Source organism: Pseudarthrobacter sp. TE9888, from assembly GCF_056279345.1.
In genome coordinates this window covers 2,566,831-2,589,048 of record NZ_JBWBRD010000002.1, presented here as the reverse complement: position 1 = coordinate 2,589,048, position 22,218 = coordinate 2,566,831, and the positions used below count along the sequence as shown (strand labels likewise).

The 22,218-nt window shown below is 66.5% G+C and carries 18 protein-coding genes; 8 read left to right on the top strand and 10 right to left on the bottom strand.

What is annotated here, in order from left to right:
• Positions 1–127: 127 nt before the first annotated feature.
• Positions 128–2,128 carry an FG-GAP-like repeat-containing protein gene (locus ACZ9J7_RS12610; protein ID WP_476209819.1) on the top strand — a complete coding sequence of 667 codons (2,001 nt, stop codon included), beginning with the start codon at positions 128–130 and terminating at the stop codon, positions 2,126–2,128.
• A gap of 16 nt (positions 2,129–2,144) precedes the next feature.
• Here ACZ9J7_RS12610 and ACZ9J7_RS12605 read toward each other — a convergent pair whose 3' ends face one another.
• Positions 2,145–2,927 carry an SDR family oxidoreductase gene (locus tag ACZ9J7_RS12605; protein ID WP_476209817.1) on the bottom strand — a complete coding sequence of 261 codons (783 nt, stop codon included), beginning with the start codon at positions 2,925–2,927 and terminating at the stop codon, positions 2,145–2,147.
• Between the two features lie 191 nt (positions 2,928–3,118).
• Between ACZ9J7_RS12605 and ACZ9J7_RS12600 the strand changes: the two genes are divergently transcribed.
• Entirely contained in the window at positions 3,119–4,708 is a 1,590-nt protein-coding gene (locus tag ACZ9J7_RS12600; RefSeq protein ID WP_476209816.1) for an alkaline phosphatase D family protein, read from the top strand.
• Between the two features lie 91 nt (positions 4,709–4,799).
• Here ACZ9J7_RS12600 and ACZ9J7_RS12595 read toward each other — a convergent pair whose 3' ends face one another.
• The 3 genes from ACZ9J7_RS12595 to ACZ9J7_RS12585 all read right to left on the bottom strand — a co-directional run bounded on the left by ACZ9J7_RS12595 (position 4,800) and on the right by ACZ9J7_RS12585 (position 8,126).
• Positions 4,800–5,633 (bottom strand): glycoside hydrolase family 25 domain-containing protein, encoded by an 834-nt coding sequence (locus ACZ9J7_RS12595; RefSeq protein WP_476209814.1) that lies wholly within the window; start codon positions 5,631–5,633, stop codon positions 4,800–4,802.
• 149 nt (positions 5,634–5,782) lie between these two features.
• Entirely contained in the window at positions 5,783–6,787 is a 1,005-nt protein-coding gene (locus ACZ9J7_RS12590; RefSeq protein ID WP_476209813.1) for a metallophosphoesterase family protein, read from the bottom strand.
• Positions 6,788–6,857: 70 nt separating this feature from the next.
• A complete protein-coding gene (locus ACZ9J7_RS12585; RefSeq protein WP_476209812.1) occupies positions 6,858–8,126 on the bottom strand; it encodes a S8 family serine peptidase in 1,269 nt (422 codons plus the stop codon).
• A 217-nt stretch (positions 8,127–8,343) separates the two neighbouring features.
• Between ACZ9J7_RS12585 and ACZ9J7_RS12580 the strand changes: the two genes are divergently transcribed.
• The gene (locus ACZ9J7_RS12580) at positions 8,344–9,561 is read left to right on the top strand and encodes an MFS transporter (RefSeq protein ID WP_476209811.1); all 1,218 of its coding nucleotides are present in this window, start codon (positions 8,344–8,346) and stop codon (positions 9,559–9,561) included.
• Positions 9,562–9,649: 88 nt separating this feature from the next.
• On the opposite strand, the gene ACZ9J7_RS12575 is transcribed toward ACZ9J7_RS12580, so the two are convergent.
• Both ACZ9J7_RS12575 and ACZ9J7_RS12570 read right to left on the bottom strand, forming a co-directional pair.
• Entirely contained in the window at positions 9,650–10,492 is an 843-nt protein-coding gene (locus ACZ9J7_RS12575) for an esterase/lipase family protein (RefSeq protein ID WP_476209810.1), read from the bottom strand.
• A gap of 382 nt (positions 10,493–10,874) precedes the next feature.
• Positions 10,875–12,092 carry a low temperature requirement protein A gene (locus ACZ9J7_RS12570; protein ID WP_476209809.1) on the bottom strand — a complete coding sequence of 406 codons (1,218 nt, stop codon included), beginning with the start codon at positions 12,090–12,092 and terminating at the stop codon, positions 10,875–10,877.
• A 218-nt stretch (positions 12,093–12,310) separates the two neighbouring features.
• Here ACZ9J7_RS12570 and ACZ9J7_RS12565 point away from each other — a divergent pair, with 218 nt between their 5' ends.
• Positions 12,311–12,613 carry a YciI-like protein gene (locus ACZ9J7_RS12565; protein WP_476209807.1) on the top strand — a complete coding sequence of 101 codons (303 nt, stop codon included), beginning with the start codon at positions 12,311–12,313 and terminating at the stop codon, positions 12,611–12,613.
• A 3-nt stretch (positions 12,614–12,616) separates the two neighbouring features.
• Here ACZ9J7_RS12565 and ACZ9J7_RS12560 read toward each other — a convergent pair whose 3' ends face one another.
• From ACZ9J7_RS12560 to ACZ9J7_RS12545, 4 genes are all read right to left on the bottom strand, one after another.
• Positions 12,617–13,096 (bottom strand): nucleoside deaminase, encoded by a 480-nt coding sequence (locus tag ACZ9J7_RS12560; protein ID WP_476209805.1) that lies wholly within the window; start codon positions 13,094–13,096, stop codon positions 12,617–12,619.
• Positions 13,097–13,176: 80 nt separating this feature from the next.
• On the bottom strand, positions 13,177–13,674 hold the full coding sequence (locus ACZ9J7_RS12555) for an SRPBCC family protein (RefSeq protein WP_476209804.1): 498 nt from the start codon (positions 13,672–13,674) through the stop codon (positions 13,177–13,179).
• Between the two features lie 20 nt (positions 13,675–13,694).
• The gene (locus ACZ9J7_RS12550; protein ID WP_476209802.1) at positions 13,695–14,432 is read right to left on the bottom strand and encodes a mycothiol-dependent nitroreductase Rv2466c family protein; all 738 of its coding nucleotides are present in this window, start codon (positions 14,430–14,432) and stop codon (positions 13,695–13,697) included.
• Positions 14,433–14,536: 104 nt separating this feature from the next.
• Positions 14,537–15,385: an SAM-dependent methyltransferase gene (locus tag ACZ9J7_RS12545; RefSeq protein ID WP_476209800.1), complete on the bottom strand. Its 849-nt coding sequence runs from the start codon at positions 15,383–15,385 to the stop codon at positions 14,537–14,539.
• Between the two features lie 113 nt (positions 15,386–15,498).
• Between ACZ9J7_RS12545 and ACZ9J7_RS12540 the strand changes: the two genes are divergently transcribed.
• Genes ACZ9J7_RS12540 through ACZ9J7_RS12525 form a run of 4 tightly spaced genes read left to right on the top strand, consistent with a single transcriptional unit; the run spans position 15,499 to position 22,217 of the window.
• On the top strand, positions 15,499–16,941 hold the full coding sequence (locus tag ACZ9J7_RS12540) for a DUF3375 domain-containing protein (RefSeq protein ID WP_476209799.1): 1,443 nt from the start codon (positions 15,499–15,501) through the stop codon (positions 16,939–16,941).
• Positions 16,938–17,597 (top strand): DUF4194 domain-containing protein, encoded by a 660-nt coding sequence (locus tag ACZ9J7_RS12535; RefSeq protein WP_476209798.1) that lies wholly within the window; start codon positions 16,938–16,940, stop codon positions 17,595–17,597. The genes ACZ9J7_RS12540 and ACZ9J7_RS12535 overlap by 4 nt, the downstream gene beginning before the upstream one ends.
• The gene (locus ACZ9J7_RS12530; protein ID WP_476209797.1) at positions 17,594–20,989 is read left to right on the top strand and encodes an ATP-binding protein; all 3,396 of its coding nucleotides are present in this window, start codon (positions 17,594–17,596) and stop codon (positions 20,987–20,989) included. Before ACZ9J7_RS12535 ends, ACZ9J7_RS12530 begins: the two co-directional genes overlap by 4 nt.
• The gene (locus ACZ9J7_RS12525) at positions 20,979–22,217 is read left to right on the top strand and encodes a Wadjet anti-phage system protein JetD domain-containing protein (protein ID WP_476209796.1); all 1,239 of its coding nucleotides are present in this window, start codon (positions 20,979–20,981) and stop codon (positions 22,215–22,217) included. The genes ACZ9J7_RS12530 and ACZ9J7_RS12525 overlap by 11 nt, the downstream gene beginning before the upstream one ends.
• Position 22,218 lies beyond the last annotated feature (1 nt).

Here is a 22,218-nt window from a genome sequence, read left to right as displayed (position 1 = left end):
TCTACTGCCGGCCGCTGTATCCGCTGCCGGCCGGCAACACCTGCCTCCTTTGCCGTGCCCGGAACGGCCTGCGGAACCGCTCGAGGTCTATTAACCGCAGGATGGATCGGTCACTAGGAGGCCACCCATGTCATTATCCAAGCGATTCCGGGGCTCCGCCGGTGCGGCGCTGGCCGCTGCTGCCGCTGCCGTGATGCTGGCGGCGCCGCCGGCCACGGCGCTCACCCCTGCGGTGGCCCTCGCTCCACCGCCGTCGCCCGCGGTCAGCGGTGACGCGCAGTCGGCCAGCCCCCAGGCCGGTGACGAGGGCCGCTACCTGGTCCGCTTCACCAAGGGCTCGGACGTGGCCACGGAAGCCCAGTCACTGCAGGGCCAGGGCGTGCGCATCGGCCGGACCTTCTCCGCAGCAGTCAGGGGAGCGGCCATCACCGCCACCAAGGCACAAGCGGCTGCCCTGGCCCGTTCGCCACGTGTTGCCCTGATTGAGCCGGACTCCCCCGTGACGGTTGCCGACACCCAGCAGTCACCGTCCTGGGGCCTGGACAGGATCGACCAGCGAGCGCTCCCGCTCTCAGGCACGTTCACGCCCACCGCCAGCGGCGCCGGCGTCAGCACGTACGTCATCGACACCGGGGTCCTGGCGGAAAACACCGACTTTGGCGGCCGAGTGGCGCCGGGCTGGACCGCCATTGCCGACGGCAAGGGCAGCAGCGACTGCAACGGCCATGGCACGCATGTTGCCGGCATCATCGCCGGGAAGACCTTCGGGGTAGCCAAATCAGCCAGCGTGGTCCCGGTGCGGGTGCTCGGCTGCGACGGCTCCGGGTATGACTCCGACGTCATCGCGGGCCTGGACTGGATCGCCTCACAGCATGCCGCCGGCACGCCCGCGGTGGCCAACCTCAGCATTGGCGGTCCCACCAGCACCACGCTGGATGACGCCATCAGGGGAATCATCAACGACGGCGTCACGGCCGTGGTGGCTGCCGGAAACGCCGCGGTGGATGCCTGCACCACGTCCCCGGCACGGGTGGCCGAGGCCTTGACCGTGGCGGCCAGCGATTCCTCGGACCGGCAGGCAGGGTTCTCGAATTACGGGAGCTGCGTTGACCTGTATGCCCCGGGGGTGAACATCCAGTCCGACTGGGACACCTCCACCACCTCGGTAGCGACGCTGAGCGGCACGTCCATGGCGTCTCCGCACGTTGCCGGCGCTGCGGCGCTGTCCCTGTCGCGGAACCCGCAGCAGACGCCGGCTGCGGTGGCAGCGGACCTGACGGCTGCGGCCACCCAGGGCACTGTCACCAACGTGTCAGCGGGAACCCCCAACCGCCTCCTCTTCACCGGCCCGGCTCCGGTACCGGCCCCGGCCCCGGTGGCGAGGGACTTCACCAGTGACGGCAAGGCCGATGTCCTGGCCCGGGACAGCGGCGGCAGCCTGTGGACGTACCCCGGCCAGGGCAACGGGCTGCTCGGCGCGCGCGTCAACGTCGGCGGCGGCTGGAACATCATGACCGCCATCAGCGCAGCAGGGGACCTCACCGGCGACGGCAAACCCGACCTTGTCGCCCGCGACACCGACGGCAGCCTCTGGACCTACCCCGGCCAAGGCAACGGAACCTTCGGCACACGCATCAACATCGGCGGCGGCTGGAACATCATGACCGCCATCAGCGCAGCAGGGGACCTCACCGGCGACGGCAAACCCGACCTCGTCGCCCGCGACACCGACGGCAGCCTCTGGACCTACCCCGGCCAAGGCAACGGAACCTTCGGCACACGCATCAACATCGGCGGCGGCTGGAACATCATGACCGCCATCAGCGCAGCAGGGGACCTCACCGGCGACGGCAAACCCGACCTCGTCGCCCGCGACACCGACGGCAGCCTCTGGACCTACCCCGGCCAAGGCAACGGAACCTTCGGCACACGCATCAACATCGGCGGCGGCTGGAACATCATGACCGCCATCAGCGCAGCAGGGGACCTCACCGGCGACGGCAAACCCGACCTCGTCGCCCGCGACACCGACGGCAGCCTCTGGACCTACCCCGGCCAAGGCAACGGAACCTTCGGCACACGCATCAACATCGGCGGCGGCTGGAACATCATGACCGCCATCAGCTAGGAACGGAGGTGGCCCGTCACCAGACGGAGTCGCCGCGCAGCACAGCGTCGCTGCCGCCGTCCACGTAGACGATCTGCCCGCAGAGGTGGGTGTTTTCGGCGCTGTTGAGCCAGGCCAGGAGGCGGGCGACGACGATGGGTTCGGCGATGCCGTTCAGCGGCATGGGGACCACTTTCAGCAGCGATTCCCGCTCCTGTTCAGTGTCGATCAGGTCGGCGGTCATGGGCGTGGCGATCACGCCGGGCGCCACGGCGTTCAGCGGGATCCCGGCTCCTGCCCACTCGGCATTTGCAGCTTTCCGGCGGACCCACCGGGACAGCGCCAGCTTGGTGGAGGCGTAGATCAGTTGTCCGGTGGTGGCCGGTTCCTTGGCCAAAACCTGGGCCCGGTCCATGGCGGCCGGTTCGTCCCCGTCAGTCAGCACCGCCACGAGCTCATCGTCGCTGGCCATGAGGGCGGCCATGGAGGAAACCACCACGGCGCGCGGTGCCTCCGATCCGGCCAGCAACGGCCGGAGCCCTTCGATCGAGGCGACGGTACCGAAAAAGTTCACGGCCACCGTGGCCGGAGCCGGGATCGCGAGACCGGCCACTGCGTAGATGGCGTCAATCCTGCCGCCGCTGACTTTCCGCACCGCATCCACCAGGGCGCCGCGGCCTTCCGCGGTGGAGAGGTCGGCCACCACTTCGGCGTCGTGGAGATCAACGCCAATCACGCGTTCGCCCCGCTGTTCGAGCAGTTCCTTGGTTGCCTTTCCGATCCCTGAGGCGGCACCGGTGATGACGGAAGTGCGGGGCATGGTGTCTTCTTTCGCTGGCTGGGCGGGGTATGTGCCAACGATGCCCGGCGGCGCCCGCTGGAACCAGAGTCCAAAGGCCCGTGCGGCGGTGAAGACAGGAACAAGGGATCTAACAAGCCTTGTCACGCCGTTAACCGCGCATTCACATCCTCCTCTAAACCTGTACAGAACCTGGAAATACGTTGGGAGCCATGGACAACATCTCCCGCAGAACCCTCATTTCCGCCGGCCTCGGGGCCGGCCTGGTGGCCGCTTTGCCGAGTGCCGCCGTCGCGGTTTCCACCGCTGACGACGCCGGCCTCCGCACCAATCCCTTCATGCTCGGCATCGCCTCCGGCGAGCCGTGGCCGGACGGCTTCGTGCTCTGGACGCGCCTGGCGCTCAACCCCGTGGCAGAGGACGGGCTGGGCGGCATGCCGTCCCGCCCGGTGGCCGTGCAGTGGGAAGTGGCGGAGGACCAGGGCATGCGCAGCGTGGTGGCCCGCGGCGTCGAGCAGGCCCGGATCGAAACCGCGCACTCGGTGCACGTGGAACTGCGGGGCCTGAAGGCGGGCCGCGAGTACTTCTACCGGTTCCGCGCCGGCAAGCACCTGAGCCCGGTGGGGCGGACCCTGACCAGCCCGGCGCTGCATGAGACGCCGGCCGCGCTGGCCATGGCGTTCGCCAGCTGCGCCCAGTACGAGCACGGCTACTTCACCGCCTACCGCCGCCTGGCCGAGGACCACCCGGACCTGGTGCTGCACCTGGGTGATTACCTTTACGAATACAAGAAGGGCAGCTACGTGATCGGCGGCGGGAACCCGCGCGACCACGAGGGCCCGGAGACGGTCACCCTGGAGACCTACCGGCAGCGGCACGCGCAGTACAAGGCCGACGCCGACCTGCAGGCAGCGCACGCCGTCGCACCGTGGGCAGTGGTCTGGGATGACCACGAGGTGGACAACAACTGGGCGGACGACGTGCCGGAGAACAGCGACGCCGGCCAGCTGAACGACAGCGTGGAGCACTTCCGGCAACGCCGTGCCGCAGCATTCCAGGCGTACTACGAGAACATGCCGCTGCGGCCGTCGTCGCTTCCGGCGGGTCCGGACATGAAGATCTACCGGAGGCTCCAGTGGGGCCAGCTGGCCAACTTCCACATGATGGATACCCGGCAGTACCGCGACGACCAGCTTGCCGGCGACGGCTGGAAGAAGAACGTCGCCGGGCGGCTGGCGGAGGACCGGACCATCACCGGCGCCGAGCAGGAGAGGTGGCTGCTGGACGGGTTCCGGCATTCCACGCAGCGCTGGGACATCCTGGGCCAGCAGGTCTTCTTCGCCGAGCGGGACCGGAACAAGGCGCCGGAGATCGACGACGTGTCCATGGACGGGTGGGATGGGTATGTTTCCTCCCGCCGCCGCATCACCCAGGGCTGGGTGGACGCGAACGTCCGGAACGCCGTCGTGCTCACCGGCGACGTGCACCGCAACTGGGCCAACGACGTCAAGGTGGACTACAAGGACCCGGCTTCCCCCGTGGTGGGTTCCGAGCTGGTGTGCACCTCCATCACCTCAACGGGCGACGGCAACGGCTCCACCGCCGACCCCGTCATGGCCTGGAACCCGCACCTAAAGTTCTACAACGACAACCGCGGCTACGTGAACACGCGCATCACCAGCGAGTCCATGACCGCGGACTTCAGGACGCTGGACCACGTCACGACGCCGGGTGCACCGGTGGCCACCAAGGCTTCCTTCGAGATCCGCGACGGCGTGCCGGGGCTCCAGGCGCGGGACTGACCTGCCGCGGGGCTGAACGCGGCCAGGCCTACTTCACGGCGTTGGCCGCGTTCACCCGCCCGTGCGCCGGGGTATCGAGACAGCGGAGCTCCTATTTACAGGAGTAGTCGTAATCGAGTCCGGCGGATACGTATTGGGTGACTGTCACCTTGCCGCCTGGGGTCAACGGAGAGAGGGAACAATTCGACTGCGCGCCCCGCAGGGTCTTTGCCCCCGCAAGCCAACTTGGCAGCCCGGCCAGTGAACTGCTGGACGGTACGGTACCGGCAATGCTTCGCCACTGACTTCCTGTTGAGTAGATTCCGACACCGGGGCCGTTCTTTCCGTCAGTGTTGCTCCGGAAGTAGTCGGCCATCCCTTCGAGTGTGGCCCGGTTCAGGGCCGTGGAGTTCGTTGCCCCCGTTTGCCAGCTATTGCCTGTCTCCACATCCAGCCACCACAAATACGTACCGGGACTCGCCACGCCCCGCTTGTTCGCATCGTCGTAGGCCTTCGCGTAGCCGTACATGTATGAGCAGGCGACGTCGACCGGACCTGCGGCTTCACCATTGGGATTGCATTTTCCGTAGGGGCCGCTGGTGATCTCGATGCCAGAGCCCTCGGGGTAGATGTTGGACGAGGGCCACCAAGAACCCGTGCGCCCCGGGTTCGCCGTGTTTACGTACAAAGCAACCAAGGGCTGAGTGGTTCCCCCTGTGGAGGACTTGGCCCAATCGAGTTGCTTAATGAGGCACGGGTTCGTGTTGTTGGCCAGTCCTCCGTTGACACCCACGATCGCGAACGCCTGCCCGGCCGGAAGCGCCTTGTCGCATTGGGGCCAGGAAATGTCGTTGCCCACCAGGTCCGTGTTTCCGGATGGTGCTGCTGACACCAGGGCAATGCCTGTGAACAGCAGCCCAAGACAGACCAGCAATGTGCCTGCCATCTTCATCCCATAACGAGCCATGCCCGGTGCTCCCGCAACGTCGTTGGTACTTCGAGGTGGGTAAGACTATACGCGCCGACGAAGATGGGCCGGTAGGCGGTGAGTCCCCTATTTTCGGTAGTGATGTATGGGAGTCATGGACCTCGCGATTACGGTGCCGCGCGGCTCCCCGAGTCCGTGCCGGACCCGGTGGTTGCCGTGAAGTTCCAGTCGAAGGATCCGTCGGAGTGCAGCGTGAGCTGGAGGAAGCCACGGCTGTCGCTGAAGCGTTTTGCGATGTAGGCCGGGCGGCGGCCGGTGAAGGGGCGCGTATCGATGCCGCCCGTGGAAACCTGGAAGGCCGTCATTCCATCGTCGACGCATTTGTCGGCATTGTTCACCGGGCATGACCGCTCGTAGTTGTGCTGCGAGGCCGAGAGGGTGAGGCGGACGCGGTATTTCCACATCACGTCGATCCACGGCTTGTTCTCTTCGGTCCGGCCGTGTTCGCTGGTGTCCGACGTGAAGTACGGCTCGTGGTAGACCACTGCCAGGTGCTGGCCGGCGGCCTGCGCGGCCGAGAGATCCTGGTCCAGCCAGTCCGTCGCGGCCTTGGCATCCGGGGTGTCGTACCGCCACAACGCTGAGGACAGGAAGGCGAAATGCCACTTCCCAAAGTCCTTCGAATAGGGCTGGCCGTTCGGGACGAACCCGCGCTCCTGGTTGATCGCGGCCTTGTCCGTGGAGCCCGGGCACTGGCCGTTCATGAAGTTGTCCAGGTCTTCGTTGCGGCCTGGTTCCCAGTCGTGGTTGGGGGCGGACACCCAGTACAGCTTGGGCAGCGTGCCGCCCCAGAGCGGTTTCCAGTAGTTCACGTAGTCCGCGCAGCGCGCGGTGCTGTACTGGAAGTCGCCCAGGCCCAGGAACGCGTCGATTTCGTTGTTCGCCGCCAGCCGGGCAATCGCTGCGCCGTTACGGCCGGACGGGCTGTCCGGGTCGGTATTTCCCTCGGGGTTCATGTCACCGACGGCGGCGATGTGCACGTCGGGCAGGGGTGATGGCGGGTCCGGCGGTTTCGGGCCGCCGGTGCACCCTGCGGCGGCGAGCGCCAGGAAAGCCGCGGCCGTTGCCGCTACACGCCGGAAGCGTCTGGAACGAGGGAGCGCTGGCTGCATCCCATGACCTCCTTCGGGGAGCAGGACCGGACGGTGGGAGGACGACGGCGGACCGGCCCGCCTGCCGCGCTCAGCATACCGGGACGCCCACTGCCTTGCAGGCGTTCACCCGGCCGTGCGCCCAGTACGACCCGGTGCCGGAGATCGGATCGGCCGTGGATTCAACCTTGGCGCGGACGGCAGAGTTGGAGGTGCCGGACGGGGTGCTCCAGACCAGTGCGGCTGTGGCGGCGGCGATGGGGGACGCCATCGATGTGCCGCTGAGGATGTCGTAGCCCGGGGACAGGGAGTTCTGCGTGCCCAGGACCGTGGCGTAGTCCGGGAGGGTTGAGTAGACCCCGACGCCCGGGGCGGCAACGTCCACCCACTTCCCAAACGTTGAAAATGATGCCTTCGCGTCCTTGTTGTCCGTGGCGGCCACGGCGATGACGTTCGGGTAGGCGCCCGGGTAGACCTGGGCCTGCGTACCTGCGTTGCCGGCTGCGGCGACGATCACCACCCCCTGGTTCCAGGCGTTGTTGACGGCGGCCTCGAGGGTCCGTGATGAGACCCGCTGTCCGAGGCTCATGTTGATGACCTTGGCGCCCTTTCCCACGGCCCAGTCGATGCCGTTGGCGATGCCGGAGGAGGACCCGGACCCGTTGCTGTTGAGGACCTTCGCGTCCAGGATGGAGCAGCCCGGGCACACACCGGCAACCCCCAGGGAGTTGTCCGCCGTGGCAGCCACGAGGCCGGCCACGTGGGTGCCGTGGCCGTACTTGTCGTAATCCTCCGGCGCCAGGATCTGGGTGTCGCTGAAGTTTGCCCGGTCAACCACCTTGGAAGAGATGTCGGCGTGGTTGATGGCAACACCGGAATCGACGATCGCCACCCTGACACCGGTTCCCCTGGTGACGTTCCACGCCTCGACGGCATCCACATCGGCATCCTTGGTGCCTTCCGGGACCGTGACCGTTCCGGCGGTGTTGGTGAAGGACTGCCCCACGTTCTGGAGGGCGTACTGGCGGTCAAAGTACGGGTCGGCGGTAGCGGCAGTCACCAGCTGGTCCGGTTCGGCGTACTCAACTGCGGGGCTCCGGCCCAGGGCGGCCACAAGCTGCAGTTCCCTGCCTGCCGGCACCTTGATGAGGTGGGCGCCGGTACTGCCCACTGCCGGGCCGTCGCTGAGTCCGTGCATGCCGAGGACGGCGGTGGCAGTGCTGCCGTCCCGGAATTTGACCAGGATTTGCCCCGGCACCGGTGGGGACGGCGGCGCGGCGGCAAGGCCCGGGGTGGCTGCTGTTATGGCACCCAGGACCAGGACCGTCGCAGACAGGCCGGCGGTAAGCATCTTTTTCATGGCTTATCTTGCGCCCCACAGGCCACACCTGAACAGGGCTTGCCATGCGCAACTTTGGATAAAGGACGCGCCAGCCTGGTGTTCGTTAGTCGAACATTTGTACGTTTGATGAACTACTTGGTAGCCTCCCATCAGTAGGCATGCCGTGGATCACTCCCCCTGGTGACAGGGCTCTCAGCCCGCATGCACCCCCGCTTCCCTGATCAATGAGGATTTCATGACCACTTCCCCCTCCACCCGCGCGTCCCGGTGGCCGGTCTGGCTTTGCTGGCTGGCCATGGTCCTGGACGGCTTTGACCTGGTGGTGCTTGGCACCGTCATCCCCACGCTCATCAAGACCGGCGAGCTAGGCTTCGACGCGGTCGGTGCCACCCTGGCCGCAACCATCTCCCTGGTGGGCGTGGGTCTCGGCGCCCTCTTCATCGCCCCGTTGTCGGACCGGTTCGGGCACCGCAAGCTGCTGGTTGCCTGCGTCCTGTGGTTCTCCATCTTCACCATCGCGGTGATTTGGGCGCCCAACGTGGCAGTGTTCAGCACTTTCCGGCTGCTGGCCGGCCTGGGGCTTGGCGCCTGCCTTCCGGTAGCCCTGGCCTACATGAACGATTACGCACCCGCCGGTTCCGCGGGCAAGTCGACCACCCGGACCATGACCGGCTACCACGCAGGCGCGGTGGCCACGGCCTTCCTGGCGCTGATGGTCATCCCGGACTGGCGCACCATGTTCGTGGTGGGCGGCATCGCGGGCCTGGCCCTGGTGCCCCTCCTCTGGTTCAAGCTCCCCGAAACCCTGCCGGCGGAACGGGAGGCCAAGAAGCAGGAGCAGGGCAGTGTCCGCGACCTCGCGCAGAAGCCATACCCCCTGGTGGCCCTCGCCATTGCTGCGGCCTCGTTCATGGGGCTCCTGCTGGTGTACGGCCTGAACACCTGGCTGCCGCAGCTTATGGCGTCCGCCGGCTATCCCGTCAGCGCAGGCATTTCGCTGCTCCTGGTGCTGAACCTTGGCGCCGTTGCCGGCCTGATCATCGCCGGCATCCTGGCGGACAAGCACGGAACGAAGCGGATCGTGCTGCTCTGGTTTGGCCTGTCCGCCGTCTGCCTGGCCCTCCTCAGCGTCAAGGTTGACAACGCCATCCTGCTCAACGCCCTGGTCTTCGTCACGGGAGTGTTCGTCTTCAGCTCCCAGGTCCTCGTGTACGCCTGGGTCAGCCAGCTGTTCCCGGCGCGGCTGCGCGCCACCGCCCTCGGTTTCGCCGCGGGCGTGGGCCGCGTAGGTGCCATCGCAGGGCCCGCCGTGACCGGCGGACTGGTGGCCGCCGGCATCGCGTACCCGTGGGGCTTCTACGCTTTCGCCGCCGCCGGCGCCCTGGCCGTCGTGGCGCTCGTGACGGTACCGCACACCATTGCCGCCACGCAGCCGGTGAACCACGCCGGCTAACCAAAAGCAGCCGGGCGCTTCAGACACCAACGACGGCGGGAGGCCGGCTCTGGAAGCCGGCCTCCCGCCGTCGTACTGCTTTGACGTCCTAAATGCAGGCGGGCTGGTAGGCGGAATCCGCCGGACCCGACGCCTGGGCCAGGGCGTTGGCCACCAGCTGGTGCACCACGGGATCGTTGGGCGTCTGGTCGTGTTCAATGACGTCGGCCGGGCACTTGTCCTGGATGGTGATGTTGGTGACCTGGCGGGCGCTGCCGCTCAGGAACTGGCTGTTGTACGGGATCACCACCTCATCATGGGTGGTGGAAATGACCGTGTAGGCGGGGCCGGCGACGGTATCGCCGATCGAGTTCAGCTCCTGCATGAACGGCGAACCGGCCTGCTGGTCTGCGCACGCGGCGCATCCGGCGGCGGTGTAGTCGGGCGTGGGCACCAGGTCCGGCGGCGGAAGGATCACGCCTTCGGTGCCGTGATTGGACGGTGCAATGCCGACAAGCTGGTGGACGTACTTGGCGCCACCCAGGAAGCCCATGTAGTAGCGGGGCATCATGCCGCCCTGGCTGTGGCCCACCAGGTCCACCTGCTTGGCGCCGGTAGCGGAACGGACAGCGTCCACGAACGGTGCGAGTTCATTCGCCGAATCCTTCACCGGGGCCGTGGCGTAAACGCCGTTGGTGGCACCGTAGTTGAGGGCGAAGACGCAGTAGCCCTGGCTCTTGAGGTCCGGCGAGAGCGTGGACCAGTTCTTCTCCATGCTCTCGAACGTTCCGGGAACCAACACCACCGGATACGGGTGCTCGGCTGAAGGTTTGCAGGACCAGTCGTTGGCCCCGGGCGGGGAGATGTCGACGGCCTGGGCGGGAGCGGCCATCAATGAGGAGGCGAGGATCGCGGCGGCGGCAACGGACAGGGCTCGGCTAAGCAATGACATGGAAACCTCTTTGTTTGTCTGTCTTGGGAGGGGGCCGGAGCTGATGGTCTTGGGGGGGTGCCCATCAGTTCCGGCCGTGGTTTTCCATGCTGGCAGCGCTCTGGTTCATCCGCAGCGGAAGTGCACGGATGTGCGGCCAAAATCCGGGTTCAGCGGCACTCCCCCTCGGGTTGACTGTGACCGGCGACACATGCATTGTTACTGGTGAGTAGCACTTTTGGTGCGGCTAGACAGTGGACCGCCCGCCCAGCGACGCTTGCACGAATGTGCAGTTTCGGTCCCTGGCGCCGAAGACGCCGGAACGGTTCGGGCTCGCCGGAACGTTCCGGCGTCCCGGCACCGATCCGGCGATCTCGGGGCGCGGGGTCGACGTCCTGGGCCATCACGGCGAGTCTGGGACTGCGGAAGCATGGGACAGGCGGATCCGCCGCTGGATCTCGCTGTAGGCGGTGACCAGGAACACAAGGACGACGGCGAGGAGCAGGCTGACGGCGGCCGGGACCACGGCGCTTAGCGGTATCAGCCCCAGTGCGGCCACCACGGCTGGCGCGGCCCAGGGGAGGACGGTGCCAGGGCGCCGGCCATAGCGGAGCGAAACGATGGCATCGCAGCCATAGAAGAGGGCGAGACCGGCGCCGAGTGAAATTCCTGCGCCTGGCGGCAGCGGTTCGAAAGCCGCGGGAATGGCGGTGGCGATCCCCGCCGCGATCGCCGTCATGCCCGCCACCAAAAGGAACGGATAGAACAGGGTGGTCAGCAGGATTCCGGTGAAATCGGACCTGTCCTGCAGCCATTCGAGGCCTTCATTGATGGCGCCGGTGCCGTACTGGAAGAAGGCCCACCCCAGGAAAGCGACCACGAGGAAGCCCAACAGGCCGGCCACACCCGCTTCCGGGCTCCATTCACCGGACACTTCAGTGACGATCGCGGACACGGACTCCCCCAAGACAATGACGACGAAAAGCCCCAGGCGCTCGGAGGCATGCTCAATGTCGATGCCGCCCACGCCACGGTCGGCCCACAGCCGCCCGCTCAGTGCCACCATGCCAATCTCGATGACGATCGACGTTGCCCACAGAACCACAGCGAGGTGGAGGGGCAGGAACGCCGCGACGAACCAGAGGACCGCCGTGCCGCCGTTGTAGATCCAGATCCGCCAGGGCGATTCGCTCGACCCCCTTTGGTAGTGGTGGTACAGCCACAGCGCCAGAAGGACTACGCGCATTGCCCCGTTGGACAGGGAAAAAGCCCAGGCCCGTTCTCCGAAGGCGCCGGGTGCCGCAATGGCCATTAGGCCCGCCGCGGCCATGGCCGCGAGCATTGCCACGCCCAAGGCTCGCGACGACAACCTGGGCAGCAGGTTGATCACGGAAACAATGTTGACCCACGCCCACCAGGCTGGAAAGAACAGCAGCACGAATGTACCGAACTCGGCCCACCCCGGGTTCCCGTGGATTCCGTGGGCAAGCTGTTGCACAAACGCGACGAACACAAGATCGAAAAACAGTTCCATCCAGTGCACGCGCCGGGGAGCCTGGGAAGCCCTTCCGGTCCGGTCACGGGAAGCCACCGAGTCCGGTCCGACGGGCCTGCGTTTCATGACGACTCCTTTGCGCGCCTTACCTGAGGTTAGGCGACCCAAACGGGGCAGTCCATGGCGGGATGCGGGCGGTCGAAGTAGACGTTCAGGAAACGTGATGGGGCGTTACGTGGACCATGCAGGACCGGGAGGCGCCGGGTAATTTCGCGAGCTTCCGGCTCCACCGGCGGGTACGCTACTTTTGCAAGCGGATCCCTACAAGGAACGGACGGTCACGCATGCACGCCGTACTCGAATACACCTACGCGGACGACTACCTGGAAAGCCGCGGGCAGTATCGCGCAGACCACCTCAGGGCGGGGTGGGAAGCAGTCGAACGCGGCGAGCTCCTGCTCGGCGGTGCAATCGGCGAAGGTCCCTTCAAAGGCTTGCTGATCTTCACCGGCGAGAACCCGCTTAAGGACGCAAAAGCCTTTGCAGCCGCAGACCCTTACGTCATCAACGGCGTGGTGACATCGTGGACCGCCAGCCCGTGGACAACGGTGCTGGGTAACGAGGCAGCGACACCGGTCCGCCCCTAAACGCTACTCCGCGATGTCCTCCGCCCACAGCTCCGGCTTGTCAGCCTGGAACGCGGCCATCATGTCCACGCAGCGCTGATCATCCAGGACCACCACCTCAACCCCGCGTGACCGCAAAAGCTCCAGTTCGCCGTCGAACGTCCTGGCCTCCCCCACCACCACGCGGGGGATCTTGAACTGGATGATGGTGCCGGTACACATGGCACACGGGGCCAGGGTGGTGTACAGCGTGGTGTCCCGGTAGCTCGTCTGCCGGCCGGCGGCGCGGAGTGCGGACATTTCCCCGTGCGCGATCGGATCCGCGTTCTGGACCCGTTCGTTGTGTCCGCTGGCAATCACCACGCCGCCGCGGGCCATCGAAGCTCCAATCGGGATGCCGCCTTCGGCCAGGCTTTTTTGGGCAGCTTCATATGCGGCTTCGAAGGCGGCAAGGCCGGCGCTGTCCAGTTCCGGCGCAAGGGAATGTGGCTGCTCGTGAGTCATGCGCCATTCTTGCATGGACTGGGCCGCCTACCACGGGGATCCCCACCACCCGGCGAGGGACGGACGACGGCGGCACCCGCCTAAGCGCTCACGTCCCCGTTGGCATCGATGGACTCAGCGATCCGCTTGATCGCGGCGAGGGTTTTCGGGATGCCGTCGAGCGCCTGCTGGGTGCGCTCGGCGATCTGGGCGTCGGCCTCATCGCCGTATTTCTCCCTGAACATGGCGATCCCTTCCGGCAGGAACTCCCACGACTCGGTCAGCGTCGTCCCGTTATCAGCCGGGGTCAGGGTGAAACCCCAACGGACAAAGCGGCCACCCACCACCCAGGCGAACTCGCGGCCGCGCTCGGCAGCCACCACCAGCGACCGGGTCTCCCACGTCCGCCCCGGGATCTCGTTGCGGCCGGTGAACCAAGCGCCGGCCTGACCCGCGCTGGCCTTGTCGTCCCACCAGCACGACGTGCAGACCGGGCTCCACTCGCCGGTGCGGGTGATGTCGGAGACCAGGTCGTAGAGCGCGTCGGCTGGGACCTGGACCGTGACGGATTCCTGGTGTTGGCGGGTGTTTGTCTTCATCGATCCATCCTCTACTGACGTCACTTCTTCTGCCGCCGGCTGCCGCCGTGCCAGTCCTCCGGCTGGCCGACGGTATCGGCATCGACTCCGAATGCGGCAAGCTGGGGCTGCTCGCGCAGGCTCCGCTTGAGTTCGGCAAAACCGGGGAACTTTGCCAGCCCCACTACGTGGTCCCACAGCTCGGCGGCCGAATCGTCGTCCGGCAGCCGGCTGATCACCGGACCGAAGAAGGCCACGCCGGCTGGAGGCTCGAAGTGGATGATGGGCGTGCCCACGTCCTTACCCGTCAATGCGAGCGCCTCGTCCGTTTCCTGGCGAATCTCGCCGTCCCAGGACTCGTCGTCGAGAGCCTCCGCCAGTACCAGGGGCAAGCCAGCGTCGGCGAGGATAGGCTCCACGAACTCACGTGTCCCGCGCCGCTCACGCACTTCGCCCTCGGTGCGCTGTTCGGCCTGGTCCGGGGCAGTGTCGAAGATGTGTTTGCCGAACGCCTCATAAAGCCTGGCTATCGACTCGCGGCCGTGCTCCGCACGGGCCCGGGCCGCCACCCGTAGAAGCCGGAGCCCGGCGGTGTGCCCGGCCTCGTACTCCGGCGGAAAGTGAGCGTCGTAGTCCACGTTGGAGTTGATCAGACGCAAGGAGATGAACCGCCAGTCCACGGTGTAGTCGCGCTGCGCCTGCACCTGCCGCACCCATTTGCTGGTCATCCAGGCGAAGGGGCAAACGGGGTCAAAGTAGAAGTTGATGTCGGCATTCACCCGACCACCCTTGCACCAGTTAGGGACCTGCGTCTAATCAACAAGCCCGGCCCAAGCAGCTGGACGCTCACGCACCGTGGCCGCAGCGTAGGCGTCACGGCGCTTCACCTGGGCGCCCGGTTCTCCCCTGCCTTGGACAGCGTGAAGATTCCGTAGTGCATCGCCCCGGTGCGGTAGGCCAGGATCAGGCGGGGAATGCTCAGGATGGCACCGCGATTGCGTGCGCCCAGGGCGAGTTGGCGGGTTTCGCGGTCAACGAAGAGGGCCTTCAGGAGCCGGCGAGCGCAAATCATCCACGTGCGGGCGACCCGGCGGCTGACATCCTCATAGCCGGTGACCACAAAGCCCGCCGCCTCCGCCATGGCCTCATATTCTTCGGGCGTGCCCATCGAGGGCAGGCGCCCTTCGCGGCAGATCGGCTCGAGCAGGAGGCGGACCTTCCAACCGCTGGCATTGGCCTCGGCGAGCCACACGCAGATGACGAAGCGGCCGCCCGGTGCCAGCACGCGGTGCGCCTCGGCGAAGAACCCGGGCTTGTCCACCATGTGCTCGCTCGACTCGATCGCCCAGGCGGCGTCGGCCGAGGCATCGGCCAGGCCGTTGTCGAGCCAGTCACAGACGTGGATGGCCACGTCCGGTACGGAGTGCGCGGCGGCGTAGTGGGCCTGCTTGGCGGAAAGGGTGAAGCCCTTGACGCGGACCCCGTATGTCGTCGCGAGCCGCCGTGCGGTGGAGCCGTAGCCGCAGCCAATGTCGACGCACACCTGGCCGGGCATGAGGCGCAGTTGCTCACCGACGGTGTCGGCGAGCGCCTCGACAGCCTCGCTAGGAGTCTCCGCGCCCGTAGTCCAGAGCCCGTGATGGACGTGGTCTCCCCACACCCTGCGGTAAATGGGATCGAGGTCGTCGTAGTGCTCCGCCACCGCCGCGGCGTCCTGGGAGGTATCGGGCACGATCACGCCACGACACTACAACGGCGCTCCAGCAGCTAGGAAGGGGAAGGTTTGTCGTGGGTGTCGCCTAGAGTAAAAGCCGACGATGTGACGCACTAAACACCGGGGCACGAATGGACTTTTACGCCATCAACTCCCTGCGGGAAAACCATGCAGGCTGGTCACTTCTCCGCGCCCAAAATGCGCCCCTGGCACTGACGTTTTTCATGGCCGCGTTCACCGGCCCCAACCAGCGCAACCTGGGCCGGCAGGAGCTGATCGACGTCCTGGATGACGTCCTGTTCGGTCTGCGGGACAGCGAAGGCGCAGACAGGTTCCCACGCCCCGCGGGTGAGTACCTGGACGACTGGGCCGCCGACGAGCGCCAATGGTTAAGGAAGTACTACGTCCCCGGCCGGGACGAACCCCACTACGACCTCACGGCGGCGGCCGAGGACGTGGTCCGCTGGGTGGAGAATCTGCGCGGGCGGGACTTCGTGGCCACACAGTCCCGACTCACCAGCATCTTCGCGGTGCTGAAGGAACTGGTGCAGCAGTCCGAGACGGACCCGGAGGTGCGGCTCGCAGAACTGCAGCGTCAACGGGACGGGATCGACGCCGAGATGCAGCGGATCCGGGACGGCAACATCCGCGTCATGACCGGGCCGGAAGCGCTGGACCACCTCCAGCAGCTCACGGCCCTGGCCAGGGACTTACTCTCCGATTTCCGTGAGGTGGAGCAGAACTTCCGCAAGCTCGATCGTCAGGTGCGCGAGCAGATCGCCACCTGGGACGGCACCCAGGGTGAACTGCTGGAATCGATTTTCGACAACCAGCAGGACATCAGCAGCTCCCTCCAGGGCCGCACCTTCCAAGGCTTCTGGGACTATCTGATGTCGCCCCGGCTCCGCACCGACTTGCAGGACCTGCTTCAGCGCGCCACACGGATCGAAGCGCTGGCCACAACGGACAGCCTGCACGCGGTGGCCAACCTCCACCAGGACTGGCTTCCCGCCGTTGAACAGACTCAGGCCACGGTCCGGCAGCTTTCCCAGCAAATGCGGCGGCTGCTGGACGACAAGGTGTTCCTTGAAAACAAGCGCATCATGCAGCTGATCCGCAGTATCGAATCCGGCGCGTTGGGCACGCGGGAGGCACCGCCGTCGGGCGCTTTCATGGAGATTGAGGCGCCGTCCGTGGACGTGGTGCTGCCCTTTGAGCGGCCCCTCTATGAGCCCAGCCGGAAAGTGCTGGTGGATGACGCCGTGGAAACGGCGGACGACGCCGACGTGGACGCCTCGGCCCTGTTCGGCCAGTTCTTCGTGGACAAGGAACGCCTGCGGGCCAACATCGACGCCGTCCTGGCCGGGGCGGAGCAGGCCACCCTCGCCGACGTCACGGACGCGTACCCGCTCTCCCAGGGCCTGGCGGAGGTGGTGGCGTACTACCAGCTGGCCACCGAATCGGACTGGGCCACCATCAACCCGGAGCAGTCCCAGCACCTGACCTGGCGGCTGCCGGACGGCACCATCCGCGAAGCCACCATCGACCAGATCATCTTCGGAAGGCCGGCATGAACCCCGCCACAGCTGACACTGAAACCCGCACGCCGGAGGAGCTTCCCGCCGTCGTCACCCGGCTCTTCAAGGGCGTACTGTACGCGGAGAACGATGAGAAGCTATGGCAGTCGCTGCTCGGACTGACTTCGCACGTGCGCGACTACGTCTCGGTGCTGGGCCTGGAGCTGGTCCTGGACGAATCCGAAGGTTACGCGTTCCTGCGGTCCAAGGATGATCCGGACGGCAGGCTCCCCCGGCTCATCGCCCGCCGCACCCTGACGTTCAACGTCAGCCTCCTGCTGGCCCTGCTCCGCCGGCGCATGATGGAGTTCGACATTAACAGCAGCGAGGTCCGGCTCATCATGACCGAACAGGAGATCGCGGACATGGTCTCGGTGTTCCTGCCCGAGTCCAGCAACGAGGCCCGCGTCCTGGACCGGCTTGGGGCTGACATCAAGAAGGTCGTGGATCTCGGTTTCCTGCGCAAGCTCAAAGGGCAGGCGGATACCTACGAGGTGGCACGGATCCTGAAGGCATACGTGGATGCGCAGTGGCTGGAGGAGTTCGACGCGCGGCTGGCTGACTACCGGGCGACGCTCGCCGGTGAGCCGTCCAGCACGGCGCCGCCTGCTGCGGAGGGGACGGCCGGGCGCGGGAACGGGGAGGACCAATGACGGCGGACCTGCAGGAGAGCCTGTTCAGCCTGGACGACACTGCGGACGACGCCGGCACTCCCCCGGGTTTCCGGCTGCACCGCCTGGAGCTGCTCAACTGGGGCACCTTCCATCAAGGGGTGCGCACGTTCCGACTGGACGGGGCGAACAGCCTGCTCACCGGCGACATCGGTTCGGGGAAGTCCACGGTGGTGGATGCGATCACCACGCTGCTGCTTCCGGCGCACAAAATCGAATACAACAAGGCCGCGGGGGCGCAGAAGAAGGAACGCTCCCTGATGTCGTACGTCCGGGGCTTCCACAAGAGCGCCCGGAGCGCCGGCGGGGAGTACTCCAAGCCGGTGCCTTTGCGTCAGACGGGACAGCTGACCGTGGTGCTGGGCGTCTTCCACAACGCGGTGCTGGGCAAGTGGGTCAGCCTGGGGATTACGCTGTGGGCCACGCAGGAGGCGGGGCAGCCCAACCGCTTCTACTCGCTCGCGGAGGCGGACCAGTCCATCGCTGCGGACTTCAGCAACTTCGGCCAGGACCCCCTGAAGCTGAAGAAGAAGCTCCGCGCCGCCGGGGCCTCGGTCCATGATTCGTTCGAGCCGTACTCGGCCGCGTTCAAGCGCCAGTTCGGGATCAGCGGCAACCAGGCCATGGAACTGTTCCACCGCACGGTGTCCATGAAGCAGGTGGAGAACATCACCTCGTTCGTGCGCGGCAACATGCTGGAGGAGGACGACGTCGCCACCCGGATCACCAACCTGATCCACCACTTCGACGACCTGAAGAAAGCCCACGACGCCGTCCTCCGGGCCAAGGACCAGATCGCCCTGCTGACCCCCATCAAGGAGGGTGCAGCGCTGCATGCCGGGCTGACCGCCGACGACGAACTGGCCCGCCGGCAGCGCGACCAGCTGCACCCCTGGTTCACGGACCGGAAGCTGCAGCTGAGCCTTGAGCACCAGGCCGAACTGGAGCAGACGGGCGTGCGGCTGCAGGAGGACTCTGCCCGGCTGAACGGGGAGGTCAAGCAGCTGCGCCGGGACCTGGCCGGGGTGGAAGAGGACATCCGCACCAACGGCGGCGGACGGCTCGCAGCGATCGACGCCGAGCTGGCCGCTTTGGCCACCAAGTCCGCCGAACAGAAGCAGCGGTTCGAGGCCTACTCGGTGGCCGCGGCGGACCTTGGCCTGCAGGCCCCGGAGGACCGTGTCCTTTTCGACGCGAACCGGGCGGGGCTCGCCGGGGTGGAACAGGGCCTGGCGGCGCGCTCCGAGGCCCTGCATGAAGAGCGCACCACCCTGTCCATCCAACAGGCAGGGCTCAGCACCAGGTCCGGCGAGATCAAAGCCGAGCTCACCAGCCTCCAGGCCCGGCGCAACCTGATCCCGCTCCCCCAGCTGGATATCCGCCGCCGGCTTTGCGAAGGCACCGGGATCACGGAAAGCGACCTGCCGTACGCCGGCGAACTGCTCAAAGTCCGCGACGGCGAGGCCGGCTGGGAGGGTGCTGCCGAACGGACCCTCCACGGGTTCGCGCTCTCGCTCCTGGTGCCCTCAGAGCACTACGCCGCCGTCAGCAGCTGGGTGGACGCGAACAACCTGCGGGGCCGCCTGGTGTACCTGAGGATCGGTGAGTCCCCTGCGCCCAGGGCTGCCGAGCCGGGGACGCTGGCGGCGAAGATCGCCATCAAACAGGGCACCCCGTTCCGGGACTTCCTGCAGGACGAGCTCAGCAGCCGGTTCGATTACTTCTGCTGCGAGAACCTGGCCGACTTCCGCCGTTACCCCAAGGCGCTGACGGCCAACGGCCAGCTCAAGGGCGGCCGGGGCCGGCATGAGAAGGACGACCGCAAGGACCTGGCGGACCGGCGCAACTACGTTCTGGGCTGGGACAACCATGACAAGATCGCCGGTTTCCGCACCGAACAGGATGAGGTGCACGGCAAGCTGAAAGTGGTGGCCGGCCAGCTGGATCGGGTCAATGGTGAGCTGGGGGCACTGGGCCGGCGGAACCGGCAGCTGGGCGTGGTGGGTTCCGTCACGGAATTCGGCGAGATCAGCTGGCAGGCCACGGCCCGCAGCATCGAGGATCTCAAGGCGGAGAAGCGCGCGCTGGAGACCACCAGCGACGTCCTGCAGCAGCTCATGGCCAAGCAACAGCAGGTCACGGCGGAGCTGGAGCGGCTGGAGGAGAAGGCGGGCAAGCTGCGGGAGCGGCTGGGCGCCAATGAAAAGGACGCGCGGGACATTGCCGAGGCAATCGAGGAGTGCCGGGCGGTGCTGGGCGCGACACCGGTGACGGACGACGCCGGGGTGCTGGCCGCCGTCGGACGCCGCGCCGAAACGGCGCTTGGGGACAAGCCGCTCACCTATAAGAACACCGCGACGGTGGAGAGCACCGTCCGGAACGGGCTGACGGACACCATCGACGCGCTGTCCAAGAGGATCGCCCGTGCGGCGGAGAGCACGGTCCGGCAGATGGCGGACTTCCGCAACAGGTACCCGAACGAAACCACCGACGTCGACGCCTCGCTGGAGGCGGCGGCGGACTACAACCGGCTGCTGGAGCAGCTGGTGGGCAACGACCTGCCCCGGTTCGAGAACCAGTTCAAGGACCTGCTGAACCAAAACACCATCCGCGAGGTGGTGGCGTTCAATGCGTTCCTGGACAGCCGGCGGCAGAACATCATTGACCGGATCGGCGAGATCAACCAGTCCCTGTCAGGTATTCCTTACAACACGGGCCGGCACATCCAGCTGGAGCACCAGGCCACATCGGACCAGGACGTACGCGAGTTCGGCAGCGACCTGCGGGCGTGCTCTGAGGGGACCATCGGTGAGACGGACCTGTACTCCGAGCAGAAGTACCTGCAGGTGGAGCGGCTGATTGACAGGTTCCGCGGCCGCGAAGGACTGACCGACCTGGACCGGAAATGGACGGCGAAGGTGACCGACGTGCGGAACTGGTTCACATTCTCGGCGTCGGAGAAGTGGACGGAGACCGGCGAGGAATACGAGCACTTCACGGATTCGGGCGGCAAGTCCGGCGGTCAGAAGGAGAAGCTGGCGTACACCATCCTGGCGGCGGCCCTGGCGTTCCAGTTCGGGCTGGGGTCCGGCAAAGGCGCGGGCAGGAATGCCGGCAGCGGCAGGAGCTTCCGGTTCGTGGTGATTGACGAGGCGTTCGGCCGTGGCTCGGACGAATCCGCCCGGTATGGGTTGGAGCTGTTCCAGCGGATGAAGCTGCAGCTGCTGATCGTCACTCCCCTGCAGAAGATCCACGTCATCGAGCCGTTCGTCTCGCACGTGGGATTCGTGGCGAACATCAACGGTGACGATTCCCAGCTGCGCAACATGACCATCCAGGAGTACCGCGAGGAGAAGGACCGGCGTGGCCACTAAGGCATGGACCACGCTAACAGCGCTGCGTGCGCAGTCGCTGAAGGCGTGGAGCAGCGGTTCGCTCCTACGGGAGTTGCTGGAGCCCACCGGACTGTACCCCCGGCGTCGGCCATTGAAACGGCCGACGGCGGCAGAACTGCTCAGCGATTACGCTGCGGTCCGCGCGTGGGCAGCTGACCTGTTTTCCGGGGAAGGCGCCTACTCATTGGAGACGGTAGAGACCGGGCGCCGGACTGTGGGGGCCAATTCCCTTCCCGCCGCGGCTGTCTTTGCCACTGTTGAGGACGAGATCGGCTTTGTGGGGAAGGCGCGGGAGGCCGGTGTCTTCCGGTCTCTGACCGAGGGCCTGGCCGGGCTGGATCCACGGCTGGTGGACTGGGCAGCGAGGCGGCCGATGAAGCTCCTCGAACTGGGGCCTGACGCCTTGACTGCGGCGCGCGTCGCGTTGTGGCTGCGGGACAACCCGGAGCCGGCTATCTACGTCCGCCAGTTAGGTCTGCCCGGGGTGCACACGAAGTTCATCGAGCGGCACCGGCAGGTTATTGACCAAATGCTGGCTTCCTTGGAGTCTTCCCCCGGCGATCAGGAAGCCTCCGCAGCTGACGGCGAGCTGGAGTCCCCGGATCGTGATGCGGCGCTCGAAGACGCCGCGGGAAGGACACCTGCGGCGAGATTCGCACGACGGCACGGGTTCCTGCACCCTCCGGAGTTAGTGAGGTTTCGTCTGTTGGATCCTGAAATTGACCCGTTCAGTGGGGCGCGGGACATCACATTGACAGCCGAAGCGTTCGGCGGGTTGCGGCTGCCGGTGGATACCGTCATTGCCACGGAAAACCAGGTGAATTTCCTGGCACTTCCTGACCGCCCGGGGACGCTGGCACTTTTTGGGGGCGGGTACGGATTCTCTTCCCTGCGGGACGCCGCCTGGCTCCGTGACTGCCGGGTCCTCTATTGGGGTGACATCGATACCCACGGCTTCCGGATCCTCAACCAGCTCCGGGCAGTCCATCCGCACGTGGAAAGTGTGCTGATGGATGAGCGAACCCTGCTTGCACACAGGGATGCTTGGGGCAAGGAAGCATCCCCCTCGCGGGCGCCGCTCACGAGGCTGACGGCGGCAGAAGCGGCGCTATACGAATTGTTGGGGAACAACACCTATGGCTCGAATATTCGCATGGAGCAGGAACTGATCAACTGGCGCTGGGCGCTCAAACAGCTGGGGAGTTGAG